Raw genomic sequence first — 22,475 nt, forward strand, 5'->3', positions numbered from 1 at the left:
CCATGGCGGCCTTGTCCGCGGTGAGCAGCGACGACTCGCGCACCGACTTGCTGACCAGCAGCGAGACCTCGCTGTCCTTCGGCAAGTACCGGCTGACGCGGCTGTTGGCCCGCGGCGGCATGGGCGAGGTCTACCTCGCGCGACTGGTCGGCGAGCTCGGCTTCGAGAAGAAGCTCGTCATCAAGACCATCTTGCCCGAGCTGGCCGCCAAGCCCCGCTTCGTCGACATGTTCGCGGCCGAGGCCAAGACCGCGGTCGCGCTCTCGCACGGCAACATCGTGCCGATCTACGAGCTGGGTCGCGCCGGCGACACGTTCTACATCGTGATGGGCCACGTCGACGGGCCCTCGCTGTCGAGTGTGCTCGAGCGCTGCCGCGTCAGCGAGCGTGCGCTCGAGCTCGGCGCCGCGCTGCACATCGCCCGTGGCGTGCTCACCGGCCTGGCCTACGCCCACACCGCCGAGCCCGGTCGCCCCGCCGTCGTGCACCGCGACATCACGCCGCGCAACGTGCTGGTCGACCGCTCGGGGCAGGTCCGCATCGTCGACTTCGGCATCGCGGCGCCGGCCGACGCCGAGGTCGACATGCGCGGCGGCTCGACCGGCTACGCCGCGCCCGAGCAGATGCGCGGTGACACGGTCGATCCCCGCGCCGACGTGTTCTCGGCGGCGTGCGTGCTGTACGAGCTGGTCACGCTCGAGCGCGCGTTCCCCCGCGAGGGCGTGTGGACCGCGCCCGATCTCTCGCTGCTGCCGAGCGAGCTGCGCGAGCCGGTCGGCGCGGCGCTGTCGCTCGAGGCCGCCGCGCGCCCGGCCGACGCCGGTGCGCTGCTGTCACGGCTGGGCCCCGCGTTCGCCCGTCACGCGGCCAGCTACGTGGACTCGCAGCTGGCCGCGCACCTGCGCGAGCTGTTCCCCGAGGGCTTCGAGGGCGGCGCCACGCAGCCGGCGATCGCCGGCTCGGCGGTCAAGCGTGGCGCGAAGGAGCGCCCGTCGACGCAGACCTTCGCCACCCGGCTCACCGTGATCACGCGCTCGCTGCCGGTCGAACCCCCGGCCACGGCCGCCGCGGGCGGCAGCGGGCGCACCAAGACCGTCGCGGTCGCGGCGGTGCTCGCCCTCGGCGTGGCCGCGCTCGGCTGGACCCTCGGTACCCGCAGCGGCGCCGAGGAGGCCGCGCGGACCCCCATCGCCGTCGACGATCCATCGACGCCCGCCGCCGGCGTCGGTGCGGCGCGCCCGGCCGCGCGGCCGGTGCCGGAGCGCGCGCCGAGCCTCGACGCGACCATGCCCGAGGGCAGCGGGCCGGCCGAGTCGATCGCCGCGTCCGAGGCCAGCACCCCCGGGTCGAGTTCGGCCGAGGCGAGCCCGCCGGCCGAGGACCCGCCGGCGCGGCCGACCACCGTCGCGCTCGCGGTGACGCCGGCCGACGCGATCGTCACCGTCGACGGGCGGGCCGCCGCCGACCACGGGGCCATCGAGATTCCCGCCGGCGGTGCCGAGGTCGTGGTCAAGCGCGCCGGCCACCTGCCGCGCACCTTCACCGTCGACCCGACGCATCCGTTGCCCGCGGCGGTGGTGTTGAAGCCGCGAGGTCCCGCCGGCGAGGGCACGCTGGCGGTGTTCGCGGGTAGCGTCGCGTGGGCCGAGGTCACCGTCGACGGCCGTCGCGTGGGCGCGACACCGATCAAGAAGCACGCGCTGCCCGAGGGCACGCACCGCGTGGTCGTGACCTGCACCGACGCGTGCCCGAGCCGCCAGGTGCTGCTGCAGCGCAGCGTCACGATCCGCGCCGGCGAGCTCACCCGCGTGGACGCCGAGTAGTCGAGCGTCAACGGCCGAGGAAGGAGTCGGTGTCGATGCCGTAGGCGGACTGCTTCGGCAGCGTGCCGACCACGGCGCCGGTGACCACCGCACCGACCACGACGGTGCCGAGCACCGTCCACACCCACGCGCGCCGGTACCACGGCTTGGTGGTCGGCGACGGCGGTGTGTCGCTGCCCGGACGCACGAGCTTCGGCCACGCGTCGTCGCTGGCGATGCGCTGCGCGGGATCGGGCTGCACCGCCGCGCGCAGGGCCGTGCGCGTGCCGTCTTCGATCGCGTCGAAGCGGCCGTACCACGGCATCGCGAACGCGTCGCCGCAGCGAAACGCTTGCACCCCGACCCGATTGCCGCGCAGGCGCACCAGCAGGATCTCGCGCAGCGCGAGCGCATCGCACGTGCGCTGCGCCGCCGCGGCGTCCTCGGGCAGGCCCACGGCGAGGATCTCCTCGGGCGGCGGCGGATCCCAGTCGGACTCGATGAACGCCGCGACCGGCCGCGCGCCGGGACGTCGCACCACCACCAGGTGTGATCCGGGCGGCACCGGACGCAGCCCCGCGCGACCGTCGAGCTCGACCAGCGCGTCGTCGCCCAGGGTGATGCGCGGCGTGGCCCAGCGCGCGCGCTCGCCGTCGAGCTCCGCAGCGATGCGCTGGTGCAGCGCGACCAGATCCGGCGGCATGCGTCGGGTGCTCGTGCGGGCCTCGGGGTCGTAGTGCAGCGCAGACCGCAGCTCCTGCTCGGCCGCCGCGATCGCGCCCTCGGTCCACTGCACCTGCGCGCGCAGCAGGTGCACCCGCACCAGCACCTGCGCGGCCCCGGGCGCGATGGGATCGGCCAGGAAGTCGGCGAGGATGGTGTCGCTGGCGGTGAGGGCCTCGGCCGACTGCCCGCTGCGGTAGAGCGCCTCGGCGGCCTCGAGCGCGGCCAGCCGCGCAACCTGGCGGTCGGCAACCTCGCGATCGATCTCGCCGGCGACGATCGCCCGCGCCCGTCGATCGGCGCCGTCGATCACCAGCGTGCCGCGCTTGCTGCCGCGCTGGGCCGCCTGCAGCACGCGTTGCTTCGCCGCGCGATCGACCGTAGCCTCGTCGTGCCACACGACGCCCACGAGATCCGTGGCCGGCGGCGGCGCGGCCACCGGGGGCAGGAGCAACGGCCACACCTTCGTCGCATTGTCATGGAGCGCCCCAAGCTACGCAACGTCGAACGCATCCCGCTGTCGCGCGCCGGTGAGGCGCTGCTGGTGCTGCGCGACCCCATGGGCCTGGCCGAGCCGTTCGCGATCGATGCCGAGTTTGCGCCGGTGCTCGACGCCCTCGACGGGCGGCGCACGCTCACGCAGGTGCGGCAGTCGCTGGCCATGACCGGCGGCCTGGTGCTCGACGCCGCCGACTTCGAGGCCTTCGTGGCACAGCTCGGCGAGGCCGGCCTGCTCGATGACGATCGCTTCCGCGAGCGGTGGGCCGCGGCCCACGAGGCCTTCCTCGCGGCGCCCTCGCGCGCGCCGATCCTCGCCGACGTGCTGTACGCGGCCGACCCGATCGCGCTGCGGCAGGAGCTGGCGGTGCTCGGCGCGGCCGAGTCGCTGGCGCAGGGCGGCCCCGCGCGCGCGATCGTCCTGCCCCACGCGCCCATCGATCTCGCAGCGCCCGAGCTGCGTGCCGCCCTTGGCGCGTTGCCGCCGGCGGCGAGCCTCGACGCGGTGATCCTGCTCGGCGCCGATCACCACCCGGGCCTGCTGCCCTACGCGCTGTGCGATCGCCCCTACGCGACCCCGCTGGGGACCACGGCGATCGCCGGCGATGTCGTCGACGCGCTGCGACGGCGACTGCCTTGGATCGATCGCGAGGCGATCCGTCACCGCGCCTCGCACAGCCTCGAGTGGGCGGTGCTGGCACTGCAGCACGCCTGGGGCGGCGCGATGCCGAAGGTGGTGCCGCTGCTCGCCGGCGCCACCGTGGTCGGCAAGGACGACCGTCTGCACGACGCCGTGGGCGAGCTGGTCGCGACGCTCGAGGCCTTGATGGAGGACGCGGCGGTGCTGATCGTCGGGGCCGCCGAGCTCACCCACGCCGGCCCCGCGTACGGCCGCCCCGCCCTGGACGACGCCGCGCGGGCCGAGCTCGCCGGCCGCGACGTCGAGGTGCTGGCCGCGCTGTGCCGCGGGCGCACGCGCGAGCTGTTGGCGCGCGCCGACGACCGCCTCGGTCAGGGGCGCCCCAGCGGTCTGCCGGTGCTGGCGACCCTGTGCGAGCTGTGCACCGAGGTCCGCGGCGAGGTCCTGGCCCAGCGACTGGCGCCCCTGCCGGCGCCGGCCTCGGGCGTCGTCGGGCTCGCCGCGGTGCGCTTCGCGGACGGCGTCCGTGCGCATGGGCACTGAAATGCCGCGCTGCGCCGGCGCGTCGCCGTCGTCACTGCAGGTGCTAACTTGGCCGCCGCGATGATCATTGGCTCGCTGTCCTTGCTCCGGGTGCTCACCGCGTTGGCGGGCCTCGAGCCCACCGCGTGGGCGACCGAGGGCGAGGTCGTCGTCACCCCGAGCGAGGTCGCGTTCGTCGAGGCGCGCCACGGCGAGACCGTCGTGCGTGGGCGACCGTGGGTGCCGCACAAGCGCATCGCGACCGTCGCCGGCGGCACCCGCTTCGCGGTCCGCGGTGAGGTCGCCAGTCGCGATGACGTCGGCTGTCACGGCAAGCTCTGGTACGCGGTCCGGCCGTTCGGCTTCGTGTGCTCCGAGCACGTCAAGCGCACCGAGCTCCCGCCCGAGCCCGGCGCCGCGATGCCGCCGCTGGCCGGCCGCCGCCTGCCCCACAGCTACGCGATCGTTCGGCACGACGGCGTGCCGGAGTACGCCAACGTCGAGGCCGTGCGCACCGGCGTGCTGCGACGCGAGCTGGTCAAGAGCATGAGCATCGTCGTGCGCAAGAGCATCGACGTCGACGGTGCCGAGTACATCGAGAGCCAGTACGGCTCACTCATCCCCCGCGAGGGCGTGGGTTGGATGGGCCAGGGCTCGGCGTGGTCGGGCGTGGTGCTCGAGGGCGTCGCCGCCGGGCCGGCGTTCGCATGGACCAACGGCGAGCACACGCAGGTGCGCGACGCCCCGCGCAGCGACGCCGCCAAGCTCCGCACACTGCCGCTGCGCGAGCGCGTGGCCTTGCTCGAGCCCAGCGGCGAGCATCGACCGGCGTGGTGGCGGATCGGCGAGGGCGAGTGGATCGACGCCGACGACCTCAACGAGGTCCACGTGATCGCACCGCCCGACGGCGTGGTGGTGCCCGAGCGCATGCGCACGACCGCCAACGACCAGTGGATCGACGTCGACATCGGCGAGCAGGTGCTGGTCGCGTACCGCGGCGAGACCCCCGTGTTCACCACCCTGGTCGCGACCGGCAAGAGCTCACCCACGCCGCTCGGCAACTATCCCATCTGGGCCAAGGTCGCGAGCATGGACATGGCCAACCAGGACTGGGAGGACAAGCCCTTCATGGTTCAGGGCGTGCCCTGGGTGCTGCTGTTCCAGGGCCACAACGCGATCCACGGCGCGTACTGGCACGACCGTTTCGGCAACCGTCGCAGTCACGACTGCGTCAACATGGCCCCGCTCGACACGCAATGGTTGTTCGACTAGGTCGGCCCCACGCTGCCACGCGGCTGGACCGGCTACCTGCCGAGCGACCTCAGCCACTCGGCGATCGTGCACGTGCGCGACAGCAGCCGACCCGAGGGGCTGGAGTTCACGCAGCAGCGCCCGATCGGGCCCCCGGATCCCGCGGAGGAGAAGCGCAAGACCGAGGCCGCCGAGCGCCGCCGCGCCGAGCAGGCGGCGCTCGAGGGCGACCTCGACGCCCCGCTGTGGCCGGCACCGGAGTGATCCCACGCCGCCGGCGGGATCGATTTCGTCCCGCGGCCGCAGCCACCGCGGGCAACTTTGCTAGTCTCCGCGGCCATGATCGCCCTTCGCCGCGTCGCCCGAGTCGTGTTCGCCCTGGGCCTGGCCGCCACCGTGCCGCCGCTGTCGGGCTGTGGGCCCAAGGGCCTGCAGAAGATCGCCGTGCCCACCGCCGGCGTGCACATGCGCTACGACCTCACGCCGGGGGCCAGCTACGCCGGTCACCTGCGCATCGGCAACACGCAGTCGTTCGACGGGCAGTCGATCAGCCAGGCGCTCGAGTGCGACGTGAAGATGGTCGTCGTCGGTGACGATCCGAAGGGTGCGCTCGTGCGTGCGACCTTCTCGAACGTCGATCTCAAGTGGGGCCTGCCGCCGTCGGCCCCGATGTCGCCGGCCGCCTTCGTCGCCGACGCGACCGCCAAGCTGCAGGGCATGAACGTGACCTTCAACGTCAAGCCCACGGGCGAGATCACCTTCATGCCGCCACCGCCCCAGGACGTGTCGGAGGAGCTGGGCCAGTTCATCGATCAGGTGCTGCGCGCCCTCGAAGAGGGCTTCTTGGTGGTGCCCGATCGCGCCGTGAAGGACGGCGAGAGCTGGGCCGAGGACGAGCACCGCGGCCGCAAGGGCAAGCTCGGTCGCTACGTCGAGGGCAAGGTCGAGACCAAGGTCGCCGGCATGTTCCGCGACGAGGCCCGCAAGCAAGACGTCGTGCGCCTCGAGATCGTCGAGAAGCGCAAAGAGGTCTTCACCACCAAGGACGGCAGCCGCACCACCGAGAGCGACACCAAGGCCACCGCGATGTTCTCGACCGCGGGCTTCCTCGCCGACGTGCGGGGCGAGTCCCGCGACTTCGATCCGGTCAACGGCATGAGCTTTCGGAAGGTCGACGTGAAGTGGGACAAGACCGCCGAGGGCACGGCGGCCGGCGTCGCCGACGGCGGCGACGTGCAGAGCATCGACGACCCCTGCGACCCCGACTACGTCGGCGAGAAGGAGTGCGCCGAGGGGGGCGACGTGCAGGCCATCACCGATCCCTGCGACCCCGACTACGTCGGCGAGAAGGAGTGCGCGACGCCGGCCCCCGAGACCGCGCCCGCACCGGAGACCGCGCCCGCGCCCACGCCCGCGCCGAAGTGACGCTCACGGCCCGGTGTGGCGCCGGGGCACCCGCTTCGAGAGGCCGCAGGTGATCTCGTACGGCACCGTGCCCGCCCAGCTCGCGAGCTCGTACAGATCGATCGCGCCCAGGCCCTGCCGGCCGAGCAACGTGACCTCCTCGCCGACCCGCACGTCGGGAAGATCGGTGACGTCGAGCATGCACACGTCCATCGTGATGTTGCCGACCACGTCGCAGCGATGGCCGCGGACCAGCATCTGCGCGCGGCCCGACATCGCCCGCGGGTAGCCATCGCCGTAGCCGACCGGCACGATCGCGAGTCGAGCGTCGCGCTGCAGCTGCGCGCGCCCGCCGTAGGACACGCGCACGCCCGCGGGCAGCTCGCGGATGCCGAGCACGCGGGAGTGCACCGACAGCGCCAGGCGCAGGCCCGCCAGCTGCACGTCGGCGCTGGAGGCCGCGCCGTACAGCGCGATGCCGGGGCGCACCATGTCGAAGTGGGCGCCGGCGAAGCGCACCAGCCCCGCAGAGTTGCACGCGTGGCGCAGCTGCGGCTGCAGCCCGCGCGCGGCGATGGTGCCGAGGCAATCCTGGAAGCACGCCAGCTGTCGCGCGCTCGACAGCTCGTCGTCGATCTCGTCGGCGCACGCCAGGTGCGTCATCACGCCCTCGAACGCGAGGGTGCGGCCGCCGTCGCGCGCGAGCCAGTCCAGCACCGGCGCGAGATCACGGGGCAGCAGGCCCAGCCGCGACATGCCGGTGTCGATCTTGAGGTGCACCGGCAGCGCGTGGGCACCCGTGCGGACGACCGCGGCCGAGAGCGGCTCGAGGTGATCGACGCTCCACACCACCGGTCGCAGGCGACGGTGCACCAAGACGTCGGCCGCGGTCGGCGGGACGCCGCCGAGCACGACCACCGGCGCGAGCACGCCGCCTTCGCGCAGCTCGACGCCCTCCTCGACCAGGCTGACCGCGAGGCCCCACGCGCCGGCATCGGCGAACGCGCGGGCGGCCTCCACCGCGCCGTGGCCATAGCCGTCGGCCTTGACCACCGCCAGCACGCGGGTCGCCGCGCCGACGTGGCGTGCGACCACCTGCAGGTTGCCCGCGAGCTGGGCGGTGTCGACCTTCGCGAAGGTCGGTCGCACGGTCACCGCGGCGGCACCGCTGCGCACGCCGAGGGCGGGTTCCGAGGGCACGGATGGGCTTATATCACGCGGTCGCGGGGTCATCGGCGGCGGGGGCCGTCGGCAGCGACGGCGTCGGTCGCCGCGACGCCTCGGCGCGCACCGGACATTCCCGCGCGCTCGGCGGGCGCCGGCGACGCTACGCGGCCGCGGTGCCGAGCAGGCGGGGGTCGAGGATCATGCGGCGGCCGCTCGAGCTGAGCAGGCCGTCGCGGGCCATCGCCGACAGCGTGCGCGACACCGTCTCGCGGCACGAGCCGACCATGCGGGCCAGCTCCGACTGCGTCGGCACCGGCGCCAACACCAGCGGCGTGCTGGCGGTCGCGCCGACGCGGCCCTGTCGACGGGCCAGGCGCACGAGCGTGCGACGCAGGCGCTCCTCGACATCGTGCAGCGCCAACGACGACGCCACGCTCTCGATGTCCCGCAGCTTGTCGGCCACCAGCTGGACCAGGCGCAGCAGCGTCTCCGGCTCGCGGCGCAGGTGGGCGGCGAGCACGTCCGCGGGGATGCGCAGCACCTCGACCGGCACCGCAGCGACCGCCGCGGTGGTCGCGAGCCCGCGATCGAAGGCACAGGTCTCACCCACCACGTCGCCGGGACCGACCGTCATCAGGATCAGATCGCGGTTGCCCTCGCCCGCCCGCACCAGGTTCACGCGGCCGCGCAGCACCACGTAGAGGCCATCGGGGGCGGCGCCCTCCTCGATGATGGGCGCGCCGGCGGGCTTGCGGATCCGCACCGCCGACTGTGCCAGTAGCTCGATCTCGGGCGCGCGGGCGGCGGTGAACGGTTCGACGCAGCTGAGGACATCGGCCACGGGCATCCGCTCGAGGGGGATGGTGTGCAGGCGGGAATCGGCGGGCGTCGGCATGGCAAGGGGTTAGAGCACGCGGCGTGCCATGGACCACACTCCGGCGACAAACTGCGAGCCCTTGGAAATGACTGCACAAATGCGCCTCGCTCCAGACCAAGCGGGGCGGGATCGGCTGTGGCGAAACCCCAACAGTGGCAGACGCAACAGACGACCGCGTGGCGTTTCACCGCACGGCTTTGGCGCAGCCCGCGGCAGCGCAGGGCCGCCAGCGGCATGCTATGCAGCCGGCGACGTGCACGCGGTCTCCGTCAACGGCGAGGCTCGAACGCTCGCGCCCGGCACCACCGTACTCGCGCTGCTGCAGCAGCTCGCGCTCGATCCACGGCATGTGGCGGTCGAGCGCAACCTCGAGATCGTCCCGCGCGCGCAGTGGTCGACGACCACGCTCGACGACGGCGATCGCCTCGAGGTCGTGACCTTCGTCGGAGGAGGATGAACATGGTCGAGCCCACCCACGCCGCCCCTGTCAACGATGTCGTGTCGCAGGACGACACATGGGTCCTCGCCGGACGCACGCTGCGCTCGCGACTGGTGGTCGGCACCGGCAAGTACAAGGACGCCGCGCAGACCCGTGCGGCGCTCGCGGCCAGTGGCGCCGAGATCGTCACCGTCGCGCTGCGGCGCGTCGATCTCTCGGCGAAGGACAACCTGCTGTCGTGGATCGATCGCGATCGCTACACGCTGCTGCCCAACACCGCCGGCTGCTACAGCGCCGAGGAGGCCGTGCGCACGCTCCGGCTCGCGCGCGAGCTGGGCATCGCGGATCTCGTCAAGCTCGAGGTCATCGGTGATCCGCGCACGCTGCTGCCCGACAACGAACAGACCCTGCGCGCCGCCAAGCTGCTGGTCGACGAAGGCTTCACGGTGCTGCCGTACGTCACCGACGATCCGATCGCGTGCCGCAAGCTGGCCGAGCTGGGCTGCGCCGCCGTGATGCCGCTGGCGGCACCGATCGGCAGCGGCATGGGCATCCGCAACCCCCACAACCTGCGCATGATCCTCGAAGCGGTGAACGTGCCGGTCATCGTCGACGCAGGGGTCGGCACCGCCAGCGACGCCACCGTCGCGATGGAGCTGGGGTGTGCCGGCGTGCTGCTCAACACCGCGATCGCCGAGGCCCGCGATCCGATCGCGATGGCGACCGCGATGCGGCTGGGCGTCGAGGCCGGGCGGCTGGCGTACCGCGCCGGACGCATGCCGATCCGCGGCCACGCCAACGCCAGCAGCCCCACCGCCGGCGCGATCGAGTAGCCGGTCGTGCTCGCACAGGTGCGGCTGCTGGCGATCACGCCGCCCGAAGGTGCCGCCGATCCGGCGCGCATCGATGCGTGGTTCGCCCACGGCGCGCGCGATCGCATCGCGATCTGGTTGCGCGTGCCCGGTGCCGCGCCGGCCCAGGTGATGAACGCCCACGCGGCGCTCGTGCACGCGGCGCGAGGCCGCGGCGTGCCGCTGCTGCTCGGCTGCGCCAGCGTCGACCTCGAGCGAGCGGCCTCGCTGGTCGCGGCCTATGCGATGGCCGGCGTGGTGCTGCGCGGCGACCCCGATCGCGACGCGCTCGCCGAGGCACGCGCGCGGCTGGGCCCGTCGGCGTGGGTGCTGCGCTCGTGCCACGACGCCGACGCGGCCGGGCACCCGCACTGCGACGCGACCGTACTCGGGCCGGTGTTCGCCCCGCGCACGCCGAAGCCGGGCGCCGCGACGCCGCTCGGCCCCGGCGCGCTCGCCCGCATGGCGCGAGCGCCGGGCGCCCGCGTGTTCGCGCTCGGCGGCATCGACGGCGGCAACGCCCTGGCCTGCATCACCGCGGGTGCCCACGGCCTGGCCGGCATCGCGGCCTTCTTCGGCGCGCCCGCGCAGGTCGCCGCCGACGTCGGCGCGATGGTCCGCGCGCTCGGCTAGTACCTCGACACAGCGATAGTGATGGGTCAGAACGCCGTCATGGCCGCGACTCCGCAAGGCGCCGTGCCGCCGGAATACCGGGCGTATTTCAAGGTGCGGCAACGCAGCGAGGCGCGGTCAGGGCGGTGTTATGGCCCGTCACTATCGCTGTGTCGAGGTACTAGTACCTCGAGCCAGCGGATCCGCCGCTTGTTTGGTCGTCGCGGCAAAGCTGCACCAAGATGTCGGCCACGTCGGCGCCCGAGCGCCCCTTTGCCATGGCCCGCGCCCCCGTCCCCGACTCGCCGCCCCCGCGCACCGGCGCGCGCACGTGGTCCTCGCGACTGGCGTGGGGCGTGCTCGTGGCCGGCGGCGGTCTGATCGCGCTGCGGGTCGCGTTCGCGACCGCGGTACCGGTGCACGGCGACGGCATGGCCCCGACCCTGCTCGACGGCGACCACGTGCTGCTGCTGCGCGGGACGTGGAGCGTCGATCGGGGCGACGTCGTGATCTACGCGGCGTCGCTGCCCACCGAGGTCGCGCCGGCCGCGACGCCGCGCGAGCGCGACGCACCGCGATCGCACCGCGAGGACGGCAGCGAGTTCCCCGATGCCCGCCGCGCACCCCAGGGTGAGCTGCGCAACACCGCGGTGGTCGACCCCGAGGAGCTCGGCGAGGCGCTCGACGAGAACTGGCGCGTGGTGCAGGCGCGCGCCGACGCCGGGCTCGCCACGCGCACGGCCTACCGCGTCGGCCGCGTGCTCGCGCGGCCCGGCGATCGCGTCGCGCTGGTGCGCGAGCGCGGCGGACTCGGCCTCGCGATCGAAGGCCAGCGCGTCGAACAGAAGGAGGGCGCGCCGCTCGAGCTGCGCCTCGAGTACGACGACGCCGCGCGAGCGCGCCGCGTGCTGTGGGAGCAGACCGGTCCCCGTCGCTACCAGGTGCTCGACACCGGTGCGGTCGCACCGCAGTGGCAGCAGCTGGTCGCCGCCGCGGCCGAGCTCGCCAGCCACGACGACGCCACGCCGCCGACCCACGACGACGACGAGGTGGTCGCGCCCGGCTATCTCGTGCTCGCCGACAACCGTGACGAGGGCCGCTGCTGCGACTCGCGCGTGCTGGGCTGGATCAGCCCCGAGGCGATCCGCGGCGAGGTCCTCGCGCGGCTGGGCGGCAACACCACCGCCGTGCCCGACCAGGCACCCGGCTCGCGCGGCTTCCAGTGGAAGCCCTGACGATGGGCCCGCTGCTTGCCCGTTGACGCGCCCGGGCCGGATCGCTAGAGTCCCGGCCCCAACAGGCCGCTTTAGCTCAGTCGGTAGAGCAACTGATTCGTAATCAGTAGGTCGGCGGTTCGAGTCCGCCAAGCGGCTCCGGTGCGGAGCTCCCCCTCCCGGCGCTTCACGCAGGCCCGAACACAGCCAGCGTGGTGATGCGCTCGAGCAACGAGGTGCGCGCGCTGCCGCGACCGGTCTCGAGATCGGTGACCGCCACGCGATCGAGGCGGTAGAGCGTGTCGCCCCCACCGCCGTCGCACGGCACCAGGAACTCGGCGATCGAGGAGATCGCGAAGCGATGGCCATCGCGGGCGCCGACGTCGAGCATGACGTGCCCCGGTAGGTACTCGAGCACGAGCCCCGTCGCGGACGCGTCGGCGATCGCGGCCAGCTTGGCGGCGTCGTCGAGGCCGGCGACGTCGACGGTGCGCACGCCGGCCAAGGCCTGCTGGCTCGAGTGGCGCGGCAGCGTCAGCCCGAACGGCAGCAGGGTATCGCGCAACCACTGCGAACAATCGCGACCGCCGTCGCGACCGCCCCACCCGTAGGGCGCACCGATCTGCGCGAACGCGGCCGAGAACACCGCGGCGCGCGTGAGCGCGGCGTAGCCTTCGACCACCGCGGCGTCGTTCTCGACGTGATCGTCGATCGGGCCCTTCGCCGCAGCGACGCGCACCCGGAACGCGCCATCGTCGTCGCGGCCGAGCAGCGGCAGACCCACGCCCATGCGCACCGGCACCCCCGCGCGGGTGCGAACGTCATCGCGCAAGGCGTGTAGCCGCGGCGCGTCGCGCCAGGCCATGCGATCGGCCTCGCTCAGCCGCGCCGACAACGTGTCGCCGCGGACCCAGCCCATCGTGTGGCCGGCGTCGACGAGCAACCACGCGCCCGCGTCGCTGCGCCCCAGCACGCGCAACAGCTCACCGGGGTGCAGCGTGCTGCAGAGGTTGCGATCGAAGGCGGGGTCATGGGGCGCCCGCAGCACCGCGCCCTCGATCGGGGCGCAGTAGAGCTGGCTCTGCGCCACCACGAGACGCGCGTGGTCGACCGGCTGCAGCGCGTCGACGCGGCGGCGTGCGGCCGCGATCGCGTCGCGTTGCTGCTCGACGACCTCGCCGCGGGCGAGCTCGCCGGCGTAGGAGGCCACCCGTGCGCGCGCGTCGAGGGCCGCGCCCTCGGGCCCCCATCCGGCGCGCCACGGATCCAGCCCGTCGGATCCGGCGCGCTCGCCCACCGCAGCGGCGAGCCGCAGGCGCGCGAGCGCGTCGGCGTCGACGAGCACCGCGTCGTCGCCGGGCACGACGAAGGCGTCGGCGTGCTCGAGCGCCGCGGTGACGCCGGGCGCGAACGCAGCCGGCAGCGGCCCCGGCTCGCAGCGCGCGCCCGCGACCGGCGCGGCCGCGTGCTGCGTCGACGCCGGCTCGCCTGGGCCGCACGCCGCCACCGCGAACATCACGAGCACGCGCCACGCTGGCCTGGCCACCGGATCGCGACGCCACCGCCAGCGCCGGCATTCCGCCGGGCTCACGATCGCGCTCGCCACAGGATCCACACGCGGGTCTCGAGCGCTCCGACGCGCGTGCGGACCCCGACCTGCGCGGTGACGCGGCGGCTGCGACCGTGCAGGTAACGGCGCACGCCGCCCGCTTCGTCCGGCGGGTCCTCGCCCTCGGTCACGACCAGGCCCTCGTTCTCCAGCGCCTTGCGGTAGAAGGCGAGCACGTGGTGCTCCCGCGCATGCACGCGAAACGCCGCCTTGCGCACCCATGCACCCGCGACCTCGTCGTAGCGCACCGACTCCGACAGCCGCGTCGCGCCCGGCATGCGCGGCAGTGGGAGCGCGGGGGCCTCGGTGGCGGCCGCCGGCGCTGCCGATGGTGCTGGGCTCCCATCGATCATCGCGCTCGCTTCGGCTGCCGTGGCGGTGCGATCGACGCGCGCGACCAGCTCCCCGGCGGCCGCCGCTTCATCGGCGGGCCGCGCAGCCGTGGCGAGGCTGCCCACCACTTCGTCACCACGCGGCAGCGAGTCCGACGCGCGTGGCCCCGCACCATCGACGATCGCCGCGGCACCGTCGGAGCCGGCGGTCGGGCTCGGCTCGCCCGGTTCGCCCGGTTCGAGCGGCTCGCTCGGCTCGCCCGGTTCGCCCGGTTCGAGCGGCCGCGCGATCGCACGATCGTCGTCGTCGCCACGGTCCGCGCGCGGCACATCCACGCACCACCACGTCAGCAGCGAGCCCGCGCCCATCGCGACGAGCCGCTCGATCCACCGCGCCGGCGCGTGAACGTGGGAGTGCGACGTCATCGCGAGACCAACATCCTCTACCACGGCTTTCGTCCGCACGCCGACGGTGCGGCTGGCAAGTTTGCTACGCTGACCCGCCCCCGATGACCGCTTCGCTGCAGCCCGGCACGATGTACCGCGAGTTCGAGATCCTCGCCGAGATCGGGGCGGGCTCGTTCGCGAAGGTCTACAAGGTGCTGGCGCCGGGCTTCGACCGGCCGCTCGCGCTGAAGATCGCCCACGAGGTCCGCATGGGCGACGACATGATCAAGCGCGCGATCCGAGAGGTCGCGGTGCTGCGCTCGCTGACCAACCCCCACGTCGCGCGCCTGCACGGCTCGAGCATCGGCAACGATCACTTCTACGTGCTGATGGACTACCTGCAGGGTCACCAGCTCGATCACTTCCACGACTTCGATCGCCCGATGGGCGTCGCGCAGGCGCTCGAGATCGTGCTGCAGGCATGCATGGGGCTGGCCGAGGCCCACGCTCAGGGCGTGGTACACCGCGACGTCAAGCCGGCGAACCTGTGGATCGAGGACGACGGCACCGTGAAGCTGCTCGACTTCGGGCTCGCACGTGCGTGGGGGGTGCCGTGGGCCTTCGGCACCAACGCGACCGCGGCCCGCACGGTGGTCGGCACGCCGCACTACTGCCAGCCCGAGCAACTCGTCACCGACCAGCTCACGCCGGCGTCCGACGTCTACTCGCTGGCGACGATCCTGTACGAGCTGCTGTGCGGCCACGCGGTGCTGTTTCCCCAGCGGCACGTGAGCGACGTCGTCGAGGCGCTGCGCGACAACCCGGTCGCGTGGCTCGACGCCCACGCGATGCGCAGCATGGTGCCCATCTCGCGCTACCCCGGCTGCGGTGGGCTGCCCGACGCACTGCTCGAGCTGCTACGCAGTTCGCTCGCCAAGGACCCCAGCCGGCGCCCGACCGACGCCGGCGCGATGGCCCGGGTGCTCGGCAGCATCCTCCACGAGGACCTCGACGCGACCCCAGCCGGACGCGTGCGCGTGCGGACGCCGGGGGGCACGTCGATCGACGCACCGCTGGTGCCCGGCCGCCGTCGACTCGGCGGCGAGGCGGCCGACATCGTGCTGCCGGGCGTCGACGAGCTGGTCGCGATCGTCGACTGGAGCGGTGGTGCCCGTCCGATCCAGATCCGGCCGGGGCCCGGCGGCGCGGAGCTGCATCGCAATGGCGAGCCGCTGCGCCGTGCGATCTTCGTCGAGCCCGGCGACGTGTTCGCGGGCGCCGGGGCGCAGTTCGTGGTGATGCACGCCGCCGATCTCTGATTCGCGGGGACTCGCGGGGACTCGCGGGGACTCGCGGGGACTCGCGGGGACTCGCGGGGACTCGCGGGGACTCGCGGGGAGCCGCGGGGAGCCGCGGGCTACCGCACCGCCGCCAGGCGATCGGTCCGCTGGAGACCACCGGCACGTGCGCGGGCCCGCAGCCCCTCGACGATGCGTCGGCGCGCCGTCTCGGCGCGCGCGCCGGCGAGCGCCGCCTCGGCACGCACGTGGTCGGCCTCGCACTTGAGGCGCGCGGGCAGGCGCTCGAGCCCACGCAGGATCTCGTCGCGGGCCGCCGTCGGCCCCTGTGCGAACACGGCTGCGGCGGCCTGCTTCGCCACCCGCGGCGCCTCGAGGGCGAGCTCGACGGCGCGTCGGCTGGCCGTGCGCGCCCGCGCCGACATGCCCTCGAGGTCACGCCCGATCTGGCGGACGCGCGCGAGCACGCCGACGACCTCGGGGTCCTGCTCGAGCCAGCGGTCGACCACCGCCGCGCGCGCCTCTTCGCCCAGGGCGATCTGCGTCAACATGCGCAGCGCCGCGTAGGGCAGATCGCGTCGCTCGGCCAGCTCCACCAGCTCGCGTGCGACCGCCTCGGCCTCGTCGAGCGGTGCACGGGCCCATGCCCACGTCTGCGCGAGCGCGTCCGACAACGCCCAGGCGCGATCGAGCACCGCCGGCCGGTGCGAGCCGTGGAGGTCCGAAGCTTCGGCGGCGGTCGGCGACATGCGGACTCGACTTCGCAAGCCGCGTGCCTCCAACGTCGGCGGCGCTAAGTCGCGAGAATCCCAACGAGCGGCCATCTGGCCGCGGTGCCGAGATCGCCGACGAGAGATGGCCAGACTCGTCGCCACGGGCCACGGACGGCGGATACCATGACAGAGGCTCGGCCCGTCGAACATGTCGCGCGACAACCCCCTCGAGTCGACCATGGCCATGGGCCTCACCGCCGCCGATGCCCCCTCGGTCGGCAGCGAAACCACCACCCAGCTGGTCGTGATCGTCGGACCCGACGCCGGCCGTCGTCACGCCATCGAGGGCGACGTCGTGATCGGCCGCGACGCCGACGCGGAGATCTGCGTCGCCGACGACGGCGTCTCGCGTCGCCACACGGTCATCCGTCGCAGCGCCAGCGGCGAGTTCATCATCGAGGATCTCGGCAGCCGCAACGGCACCTACGTCAACGGCATCCGCATCGGCACCGCGCCGCTGCGATCGGGCGACAAGATCGCGATCGGCACCGGTACGATCCTCTTGTTCACGTACCACGACCGCTACGAGGAGCAGGTCCTGCAGGCGCAGAAGCTCCACCTGCTGGGCCAGCTCGCCGGGGGCATCGCCCACGACTTCAACAACCTCATCGTGACGGTGCTGGGCAACGTCACCTACCTCAAGGACTCGCCGCCCGGCGCCAGCGAGATGGCGGATTGCCTCGACGAGATCGAGAGCGCCGCGCGACGGGCCGCCGAGCTCACCGCCCAGCTGATGTCGTTCGCGCGGCCGCAGCGGCGGGTCCGCGAGGTCGTCGAGGTCACGCGGCTGGTCGCCGAGGTGGTCGCACTGCTGCGGCGCACGGTGCCGCGCTCGCTCGAGATCGTCACCGCGGTGCCCGAGGACATCGCGGTCATCGGCGATCCCAGCCAGCTGCTGCAGGTGCTCATGAACGGCTGCGTCAACGCCAAGCAGGCCATGCCCCACGGCGGCGTGCTGCGCATCGAGGCCCAGCGCACCTCGCCGGGCGGCACGCCGGCCGAGCGAGCGGCCCGCTCCGCGAGCGCGACGATGACCGCAGGTGGCGGCGGCGATTTCGTGCGCATCACCATCTCCGACACCGGGGCGGGCATGGATGCCGCGACACTCGCCCGCGTGTTCCAGCCGTTCTTCACCACCAAGCCCAAGGGCGAGGGCACCGGACTCGGGCTCGCGACCGCATACCGCATCGTGCGGGCCCACGGCGGCGACGTGACGATGGACAGCGAGCTCGGCGTCGGCTCGCGCCTGGTGGTCACGCTGCCGGCGGCGAACCCCGGCGACACCGCGCCGATGACCCCCGAGCCGCCGCGCCGCGGCAAGCTCAAGGGGCGCGCGCTGGTGGTCGACGACGAGCCGCTGGTGCGCAGCACCACGCGGCGCATGCTCGAGCGCTTCGGCCTCGAGGTGGCGGTCGCGGTCGACGGCCTCGACGCGATCGCGGTGCAGGCCCAGAGCCCGTCGCCGTTCCAGGTCGCGATCGTCGACCTCGACATGCCCAACCTCGACGGCGAGCAGGCCATCATCCGCATGCGCGCGTTCGACCCGCGCCTGCGCGTGGTGGTGGCCTCCGGTCACGCCGACACCGAGCGTTCGCTGCGGCTGCGCGCGCTGGGCCGGGTGACGATCCTGCCCAAGCCGTTCGACGCCGACTCGCTGTGGCGCCATGTGGCCGGCGCGCTCGAGGGCGCGACGAACTCCGCCGACGACGGCTGACGCCGCCCACGTCTGTCGATCGCGCGCGATCGGTGCGAGCATCCCGGGGCATGATGCTGCCGCCGCCGCACCGGACCCCCGCCATGCCCCTGCTGCTCGCGTTCGTGCTGGCCGCGTGCGGCAAGGCCGACGACGGCGACGCGGCCGACACCAGCACCGGCGGCTTCACCACGGTCGAGACCCACGGCGGCAACGCCTCGAGCACGCCCTCGACGAGCTTCACCAACTCGGGCGACCCCAGCTCCGAGCCCTCGACCACGTTCACCAACTCGAGCGATCCCCAGACGGTCGGTGACGACAGCTCCGGTCGCGGCAGCGGCACCACCGACGGCGACGCCGGCTCGAGCTCCGACCCCGGCAGCACCGGCGCGACGTCGGGCTCGAGCGGCGACTCGCACAGCGACACCGGCAGCCCCGGCGGGGCCTGCTGCGAGGCCCAAGATGGGGCCGGCTGTGGCGACGCCGACATCGAGGCCTGCGTCTGCGCCGACGACGACTTCTGCTGCACGATCGCGTGGGATCTCTACTGCACGGTGCAGGCGGTACGACTCGGCTGCGCGAGCTGTGCCGGCATCGGTGGCGACGGCGACTGCTGTGCCGCGCACGGCAACCCCGGCTGCGACGACGCCGAGATCGAGCAGTGCGTGTGTACGGCCGACTTCGTGTGCTGCCTCGAGCCGTGGGACGACGCCTGCGTGCAGACGGCGAGCGAGTCCTGCGCCGCGTGCTGAGGACCAGCGCCGGCGTCGCGAGCCCGGCGTGGCTCTGCTAACGTCGCGCGCATGCTCGACAGCTTGACTCCGCGCGAGAAGCCCACGGCCACACCGATCGTCGCCATCACGCGACGTGAGCTGCCGGCGTGGCTGAAGTCGCAGTCGGCGATGGTCCGCAACTGGCTCGACACCAACGGCTTCCGCGGCGAGCACGGCAAGGTCGCGCTGGTGCCCGGCAAGGACGGCAAGCTCGCGCAGGTGGTGCTGGGCCTCGGCGACGGCTCGGACCTGTGGGACTACGCCGCGCCGGTGGGCAAGCTGCCCGCGGGCCGCTATCGCTTCAGCCGCGGCGTCGATGGCCCCCGCGCCAGCGATGCAGCGATGGCCTGGGCGCTCGCGAGCTACAGCTTCGGTCGCTACAAGCAGCGCGATCGCAAGGCCGCGGTGTTGGTGTGGCCGGCCGGGGCCGATCGCGGCCTGGTCACGCGCACGGTCGAGGCCATCGTGCACGGCCGCGACCTGGTCAACACGCCCGCGTCCGACATGGGGCCGGTCGAGCTCGCGGCCAGCGGCATCGCGCTGGCCGAGCGCTTCGGCGCCGAGCACAGCGTGATCGTCGGCGATGGCCTCCTGGCCCACAACTACCCCACGATCCACGCGGTCGGCCGCGCGAGCAACCGCGCGCCGCGGCTGTTCGACCTGCGCTGGGGCGACCCCGCTGCGCCCAAGCTGACGCTGGTCGGCAAGGGCGTGTGCTTCGACTCCGGCGGGCTCGACCTCAAGTCGGCGGCGGGCATGAAGCTCATGAAGAAGGACATGGGCGGCGCGGCCTCGATGATCGCGCTGGCCCACATGATCATGGACGCCGCGCTGCCGGTGCGCCTGCGCCTGCTGCTGCCGATCGTCGAGAACAGCGTGGCCGGCAACGCCTACCGCCCCGGCGACGTCATCCGCACCCGCAAGGGCCTGACGGTCGAGATCGGCAACACCGACGCCGAGGGGCGGCTCATCCTGTGCGATGCGTTGGCCGAGGCTGACAGCGAAGATCCCGATCTCCTGATCGACTTCGCGACCCTCACCGGCGCCGCCCGGGTCGCGCTCGGCACCGACCTGCCGGCGCTCTTCTGCACCGACGACGCGCTGCGCGACGCCATCATCGCCGCCGGCGAGCGGGTGCAGGATCCGATGTGGCCGCTGCCGCTGTTCCGCGCCTATCGCAAGCACCTCGACAGTCCGATCGCCGACCTCAACAACGTCGGTGGCGTGTCCGAGGGCGGCGCCATCACGGCGGCGCTGTTCCTGCGCGAGTTCGTGGGACGCCAGCGTCGCTGGCTGCACGTCGACACCATGGCGTGGAACGTCTCGGGCAAGCCCGGACGCCCCGCCGGCGGCGAAGTGTTCGGCGTGCGGGGGCTCTTCGCGGCGCTGTGCGAGCGCTACGGCGGCACCTGACCGGCATCGGTGCTACGCCTCGAACGACGTGGGAGCGTGAACCATCATGGGCTCGTGGAAGAACTTCGCGCTACCCCTCGTCGCCGCCGCGCTGCTGCTGGGCTACTACCTGTGGCGCGCGCAGCAGCCCGCCGGCGCCGATGCACCCGCCGCCGCGCCGGCCCCGAAGGTGCCGGCGCGGCCGCAGCCCGGCGGCGGCGCCTCGCCCGAGCGCGCCGAGCCAGCCGCGGGCGCGACCGCGAGCACCGCGGCGGCCCCGGTGGCATCGCCCGCGACGCCGCCGCGCAAGACCGAGCGTGATCGGGCCCGCAGCGACGCGCTGCGGCTGGCGCTGCGCGAGCGCGCCCGCAGCCACGGCGGCGGCCGCCCACCTGCGCCGGCCGAGGGCGACGCGCCGCAGCCGGCGGAGCTCGACAAGGACTACATCCAAGCCCGCATCAAGGACGACCTCGTGCCGCTTGCGACCGAGTGCTACGAGTCCGTGCTCGAGGACGATCCGAAGCTCGCCGGCAAGATGGTGATGACATTCCAGATCGTCGGCGACGAGGAGGTCGGCGGCGTGGTCGATGCCGCCGAGGTCGATCCCAGCAGCACCCTGCGCAACGCGGCGATGGACGAGTGCATGCGCGAGTCGATGATGAGCCTCTCGTTCGAGCCACCCGAGGGCGGTGGGTCGGTCTCGGTGACCTACCCGTTCGTGTTCGCATCGACGCCGGAGCAGTCCAGCCGATGACGCTGGTGCTGCCATTGGCGTTGATCGGGCTCGCCCTCGCGGCGCTGCTGATGGCCGAGCAGCGCGAGCATGCGGCGCTGCAGCGGGTGGCGAAGCCGCTGGCCTCGCTGGGCTTCCTGTGGCTCGCGTGGCGCGTGGGCGCCGGCGAGCACGACTTCGGCCGGGTGCTGTTTGTCGCGCTGGTGGCCTGTGCACTGGGCGACGTGTGCCTGCTGTCGCGCAGGCCAGCGTGGTTCTTGGCGGGGCTGTCGGCGTTCTTGATCGGGCACGCAGGCTACGCGTGGGCGTTCGCGAGCCGCGGCGTCGCACCGACCCCTGCGCTCGCGCTGGCGGCCGTGCTCGCGCTCCCGGCCTGGGCGGTGCTGCGCTGGCTGCGACCCTTTCTCGAGCCGGGGATGCGGGTTCCGGTGCTGGCCTACGTGGTCGCCATCACGGCCATGCTCGCGTGCGCGTGGACCTGCGATGCCGGCCACGCGACGCCGTGGATCCGCGCCGGCGCGACTGCGTTCTACCTCTCCGACCTCGCGGTCGCGCGCGACGTGTTCGTGCGCCGCGAGTTCTTCAACCGCGCGTGGGGCCTGCCGCTCTACTACGGCGCCCAGGTGTGCATCGCGATCGCGGCGTCGCGCTGACGGCCGCGCGAGGTCACGCGCCTTCGATGGTCGGCGGGGCCTTGGGCGCCGGCGGATCGACGTCGAGCAGCTCGGGCTTCTTGGGCTTCTCTTCGGCGGGCGCAGGCTCGGGCTTCGGCTCGGGCTCCGCCTTGGGCTCGGCGTCCGCGGGTTCGTCACCGGCGGGCTCGCTGGCGGCGCTCGCCTTGGCCTTCTTCTTCTTTTCCTTCTTCTTCTTGGCGGCGGCCTTGGGCGCCGGGGTCGGCTCCGGGGCCGGGGGCTCCGCTGGCGCGGCCGCTTCGACCGGCGCGGGCTCGACCGGCGCGGCCTCGGCCGGCGCGGCGGCGACCGGTGGCGCTGGCGGCACGGACGGTGCCGCCGCCTCGACCGGCGCGGCCGCGGCGGGCCCGGCCGCGGGCACCTCGGCCGGCGGCGCGATGGGGCTCGGCGTCGGGGCGGGTGGCGGCGTGGGCTCGGCCTTCGCGGGCGTGGGCTCGGCCGCGGGCTTCACCGACGCCGCGCTGGACACCGCGTCCGCGGCCTCGCGCGCCGTCATCTCCACCCGCGCCGCGGCACCGGCCGCACCACCACCGAGGTACAGCACCAGCGACAGCGCGATCACCCAACCCGCGGGCCCACCGGCGCGGCCGCCCAGGCGGGCGGCGATCCACATCAGCGAGCCGAGCGCGAACCCGCCGGCGGCGACCATCAGCACGACGGTGAAGATCATGTCGAGATCGTGGGACATGGCGGGCGCTCCTCGGGGCGGTCGCGGCCCGACTTCAGGGGCCGACCGCATGGCGAGCATGGTAGCGCACCACGAGGTCCCGCCGCCACGATCACCCGCGGTTCG

22 protein-coding genes and 1 tRNA gene are annotated in these 22,475 nt (G+C 73.7%); 16 read left to right on the forward strand and 7 right to left on the reverse strand.

Translation table 11 applies throughout. From position 1 onward, the window contains the following. The first annotated feature begins 2 nt into the window (after positions 1–2). Positions 3–1,823 carry a protein kinase gene (locus tag IPH07_05980; protein ID MBK6916930.1) on the forward strand — a complete coding sequence of 607 codons (1,821 nt, stop codon included), beginning with the start codon at positions 3–5 and terminating at the stop codon, positions 1,821–1,823. A gap of 7 nt (positions 1,824–1,830) precedes the next feature. Here the strand turns inward: IPH07_05980 and IPH07_05985 are convergent, their stop codons facing one another. After that, positions 1,831–2,988 (reverse strand): hypothetical protein, encoded by a 1,158-nt coding sequence (locus IPH07_05985; protein ID MBK6916931.1) that lies wholly within the window; start codon positions 2,986–2,988, stop codon positions 1,831–1,833. Between the two features lie 15 nt (positions 2,989–3,003). Here IPH07_05985 and amrB point away from each other — a divergent pair, with 15 nt between their 5' ends. From amrB to IPH07_06005, 4 genes are all read left to right on the forward strand, one after another. After that, entirely contained in the window at positions 3,004–4,206 is a 1,203-nt protein-coding gene (amrB, locus tag IPH07_05990; GenBank protein ID MBK6916932.1) for an AmmeMemoRadiSam system protein B, read from the forward strand. Between the two features lie 60 nt (positions 4,207–4,266). After that, positions 4,267–5,457: a L,D-transpeptidase gene (locus tag IPH07_05995; GenBank protein ID MBK6916933.1), complete on the forward strand. Its 1,191-nt coding sequence runs from the start codon at positions 4,267–4,269 to the stop codon at positions 5,455–5,457. Positions 5,458–5,523: 66 nt separating this feature from the next. Next, entirely contained in the window at positions 5,524–5,700 is a 177-nt protein-coding gene (locus tag IPH07_06000; protein MBK6916934.1) for a hypothetical protein, read from the forward strand. A 75-nt stretch (positions 5,701–5,775) separates the two neighbouring features. Beyond that, positions 5,776–6,861 (forward strand): hypothetical protein, encoded by a 1,086-nt coding sequence (locus IPH07_06005; GenBank protein ID MBK6916935.1) that lies wholly within the window; start codon positions 5,776–5,778, stop codon positions 6,859–6,861. 3 nt (positions 6,862–6,864) lie between these two features. Here IPH07_06005 and alr read toward each other — a convergent pair whose 3' ends face one another. Both alr and IPH07_06015 read right to left on the reverse strand, forming a co-directional pair. Then, positions 6,865–8,040, reverse strand: a complete 1,176-nt coding sequence (gene alr, locus IPH07_06010) for an alanine racemase (GenBank protein MBK6916936.1) — start codon at positions 8,038–8,040, stop codon at positions 6,865–6,867. 127 nt (positions 8,041–8,167) lie between these two features. Then, the gene (locus IPH07_06015) at positions 8,168–8,902 is read right to left on the reverse strand and encodes a Crp/Fnr family transcriptional regulator (protein MBK6916937.1); all 735 of its coding nucleotides are present in this window, start codon (positions 8,900–8,902) and stop codon (positions 8,168–8,170) included. Positions 8,903–8,981: 79 nt separating this feature from the next. Between IPH07_06015 and thiS the strand changes: the two genes are divergently transcribed. From thiS to IPH07_06040, 5 genes are all read left to right on the forward strand, one after another. Next, positions 8,982–9,341 carry a sulfur carrier protein ThiS gene (gene thiS / locus IPH07_06020; GenBank protein ID MBK6916938.1) on the forward strand — a complete coding sequence of 120 codons (360 nt, stop codon included), beginning with the start codon at positions 8,982–8,984 and terminating at the stop codon, positions 9,339–9,341. A gap of 2 nt (positions 9,342–9,343) precedes the next feature. Further along, on the forward strand, positions 9,344–10,156 hold the full coding sequence (locus IPH07_06025; protein MBK6916939.1) for a thiazole synthase: 813 nt from the start codon (positions 9,344–9,346) through the stop codon (positions 10,154–10,156). Between the two features lie 6 nt (positions 10,157–10,162). Next, entirely contained in the window at positions 10,163–10,807 is a 645-nt protein-coding gene (locus IPH07_06030) for a thiamine phosphate synthase (protein MBK6916940.1), read from the forward strand. Between the two features lie 221 nt (positions 10,808–11,028). Beyond that, positions 11,029–12,021 (forward strand): S24/S26 family peptidase, encoded by a 993-nt coding sequence (locus IPH07_06035; GenBank protein ID MBK6916941.1) that lies wholly within the window; start codon positions 11,029–11,031, stop codon positions 12,019–12,021. Positions 12,022–12,086: 65 nt separating this feature from the next. Then, a tRNA-Thr gene (locus tag IPH07_06040) sits at positions 12,087–12,159 on the forward strand. Between the two features lie 28 nt (positions 12,160–12,187). Here the strand turns inward: IPH07_06040 and IPH07_06045 are convergent. After that, a complete protein-coding gene (locus IPH07_06045) occupies positions 12,188–13,546 on the reverse strand; it encodes an SH3 domain-containing protein (GenBank protein MBK6916942.1) in 1,359 nt (452 codons plus the stop codon). 41 nt (positions 13,547–13,587) lie between these two features. Then, positions 13,588–14,367, reverse strand: coding sequence for a hypothetical protein (locus tag IPH07_06050; protein MBK6916943.1), 780 nt, complete (start codon positions 14,365–14,367; stop codon positions 13,588–13,590). 83 nt (positions 14,368–14,450) lie between these two features. On the opposite strand from IPH07_06050, the gene IPH07_06055 reads away from it, so the two are divergent. Further along, a complete protein-coding gene (locus IPH07_06055) occupies positions 14,451–15,647 on the forward strand; it encodes a serine/threonine protein kinase (protein ID MBK6916944.1) in 1,197 nt (398 codons plus the stop codon). A 98-nt stretch (positions 15,648–15,745) separates the two neighbouring features. Here the strand turns inward: IPH07_06055 and IPH07_06060 are convergent, their stop codons facing one another. Further along, positions 15,746–16,375 (reverse strand): hypothetical protein, encoded by a 630-nt coding sequence (locus IPH07_06060; protein MBK6916945.1) that lies wholly within the window; start codon positions 16,373–16,375, stop codon positions 15,746–15,748. 172 nt (positions 16,376–16,547) lie between these two features. On the opposite strand from IPH07_06060, the gene IPH07_06065 reads away from it, so the two are divergent. The 5 genes from IPH07_06065 to IPH07_06085 all read left to right on the forward strand — a co-directional run bounded on the left by IPH07_06065 (position 16,548) and on the right by IPH07_06085 (position 21,643). After that, positions 16,548–18,113, forward strand: coding sequence for a response regulator (locus IPH07_06065; GenBank protein ID MBK6916946.1), 1,566 nt, complete (start codon positions 16,548–16,550; stop codon positions 18,111–18,113). Positions 18,114–18,196: 83 nt separating this feature from the next. Next, positions 18,197–18,844 carry a hypothetical protein gene (locus tag IPH07_06070; GenBank protein MBK6916947.1) on the forward strand — a complete coding sequence of 216 codons (648 nt, stop codon included), beginning with the start codon at positions 18,197–18,199 and terminating at the stop codon, positions 18,842–18,844. Between the two features lie 51 nt (positions 18,845–18,895). Continuing rightward, positions 18,896–20,278 (forward strand): leucyl aminopeptidase family protein, encoded by a 1,383-nt coding sequence (locus IPH07_06075; GenBank protein MBK6916948.1) that lies wholly within the window; start codon positions 18,896–18,898, stop codon positions 20,276–20,278. Between the two features lie 46 nt (positions 20,279–20,324). Beyond that, entirely contained in the window at positions 20,325–21,011 is a 687-nt protein-coding gene (locus IPH07_06080) for an AgmX/PglI C-terminal domain-containing protein (protein MBK6916949.1), read from the forward strand. Further along, the gene (locus tag IPH07_06085; protein MBK6916950.1) at positions 21,008–21,643 is read left to right on the forward strand and encodes a lysoplasmalogenase; all 636 of its coding nucleotides are present in this window, start codon (positions 21,008–21,010) and stop codon (positions 21,641–21,643) included. Before IPH07_06080 ends, IPH07_06085 begins: the two co-directional genes overlap by 4 nt. Before the next feature lie 13 nt (positions 21,644–21,656). On the opposite strand, the gene IPH07_06090 is transcribed toward IPH07_06085, so the two are convergent. After that, positions 21,657–22,370: a hypothetical protein gene (locus IPH07_06090; protein ID MBK6916951.1), complete on the reverse strand. Its 714-nt coding sequence runs from the start codon at positions 22,368–22,370 to the stop codon at positions 21,657–21,659. Positions 22,371–22,475: the final 105 nt, after the last annotated feature.

It is taken from the genome of Deltaproteobacteria bacterium (assembly GCA_016709225.1).
Taxonomy (GTDB): domain Bacteria; phylum Myxococcota_A; class Polyangia; order Nannocystales; family Nannocystaceae; genus Xiheibacterium; species Xiheibacterium phototrophicum.

What these genes read in the sequence shown, in the direction of transcription:
- IPH07_06065 (MBK6916946.1), top strand. Translation starts at nt 16,548, where the DNA reads ATGTCGCGCGACAACCCCCTCGAGTCGACCATGGCCATGGGCCTCACC.
- IPH07_06070 (MBK6916947.1), top strand. Translation starts at nt 18,197, where the DNA reads ATGCCCCTGCTGCTCGCGTTCGTGCTGGCCGCGTGCGGCAAGGCCGAC.
- IPH07_06075 (MBK6916948.1), top strand. Translation starts at nt 18,896, where the DNA reads ATGCTCGACAGCTTGACTCCGCGCGAGAAGCCCACGGCCACACCGATC.
- IPH07_06055 (MBK6916944.1), top strand. Translation starts at nt 14,451, where the DNA reads ATGACCGCTTCGCTGCAGCCCGGCACGATGTACCGCGAGTTCGAGATC.
- amrB (MBK6916932.1), top strand. Translation starts at nt 3,004, where the DNA reads ATGGAGCGCCCCAAGCTACGCAACGTCGAACGCATCCCGCTGTCGCGC.
- IPH07_06035 (MBK6916941.1), top strand. Translation starts at nt 11,029, where the DNA reads ATGTCGGCCACGTCGGCGCCCGAGCGCCCCTTTGCCATGGCCCGCGCC.
- IPH07_06015 (MBK6916937.1), bottom strand. Translation starts at nt 8,902, where the DNA reads ATGCCGACGCCCGCCGATTCCCGCCTGCACACCATCCCCCTCGAGCGG.
- IPH07_06025 (MBK6916939.1), top strand. Translation starts at nt 9,344, where the DNA reads ATGGTCGAGCCCACCCACGCCGCCCCTGTCAACGATGTCGTGTCGCAG.
- thiS (MBK6916938.1), top strand. Translation starts at nt 8,982, where the DNA reads ATGCGCCTCGCTCCAGACCAAGCGGGGCGGGATCGGCTGTGGCGAAAC.
- IPH07_06050 (MBK6916943.1), bottom strand. Translation starts at nt 14,367, where the DNA reads ATGACGTCGCACTCCCACGTTCACGCGCCGGCGCGGTGGATCGAGCGG.
- IPH07_06060 (MBK6916945.1), bottom strand. Translation starts at nt 16,375, where the DNA reads ATGTCGCCGACCGCCGCCGAAGCTTCGGACCTCCACGGCTCGCACCGG.
- IPH07_06005 (MBK6916935.1), top strand. Translation starts at nt 5,776, where the DNA reads ATGATCGCCCTTCGCCGCGTCGCCCGAGTCGTGTTCGCCCTGGGCCTG.
- IPH07_05995 (MBK6916933.1), top strand. Translation starts at nt 4,267, where the DNA reads ATGATCATTGGCTCGCTGTCCTTGCTCCGGGTGCTCACCGCGTTGGCG.
- IPH07_05980 (MBK6916930.1), top strand. Translation starts at nt 3, where the DNA reads ATGGCGGCCTTGTCCGCGGTGAGCAGCGACGACTCGCGCACCGACTTG.
- IPH07_06085 (MBK6916950.1), top strand. Translation starts at nt 21,008, where the DNA reads ATGACGCTGGTGCTGCCATTGGCGTTGATCGGGCTCGCCCTCGCGGCG.
- IPH07_06080 (MBK6916949.1), top strand. Translation starts at nt 20,325, where the DNA reads ATGGGCTCGTGGAAGAACTTCGCGCTACCCCTCGTCGCCGCCGCGCTG.
- IPH07_06090 (MBK6916951.1), bottom strand. Translation starts at nt 22,370, where the DNA reads ATGTCCCACGATCTCGACATGATCTTCACCGTCGTGCTGATGGTCGCC.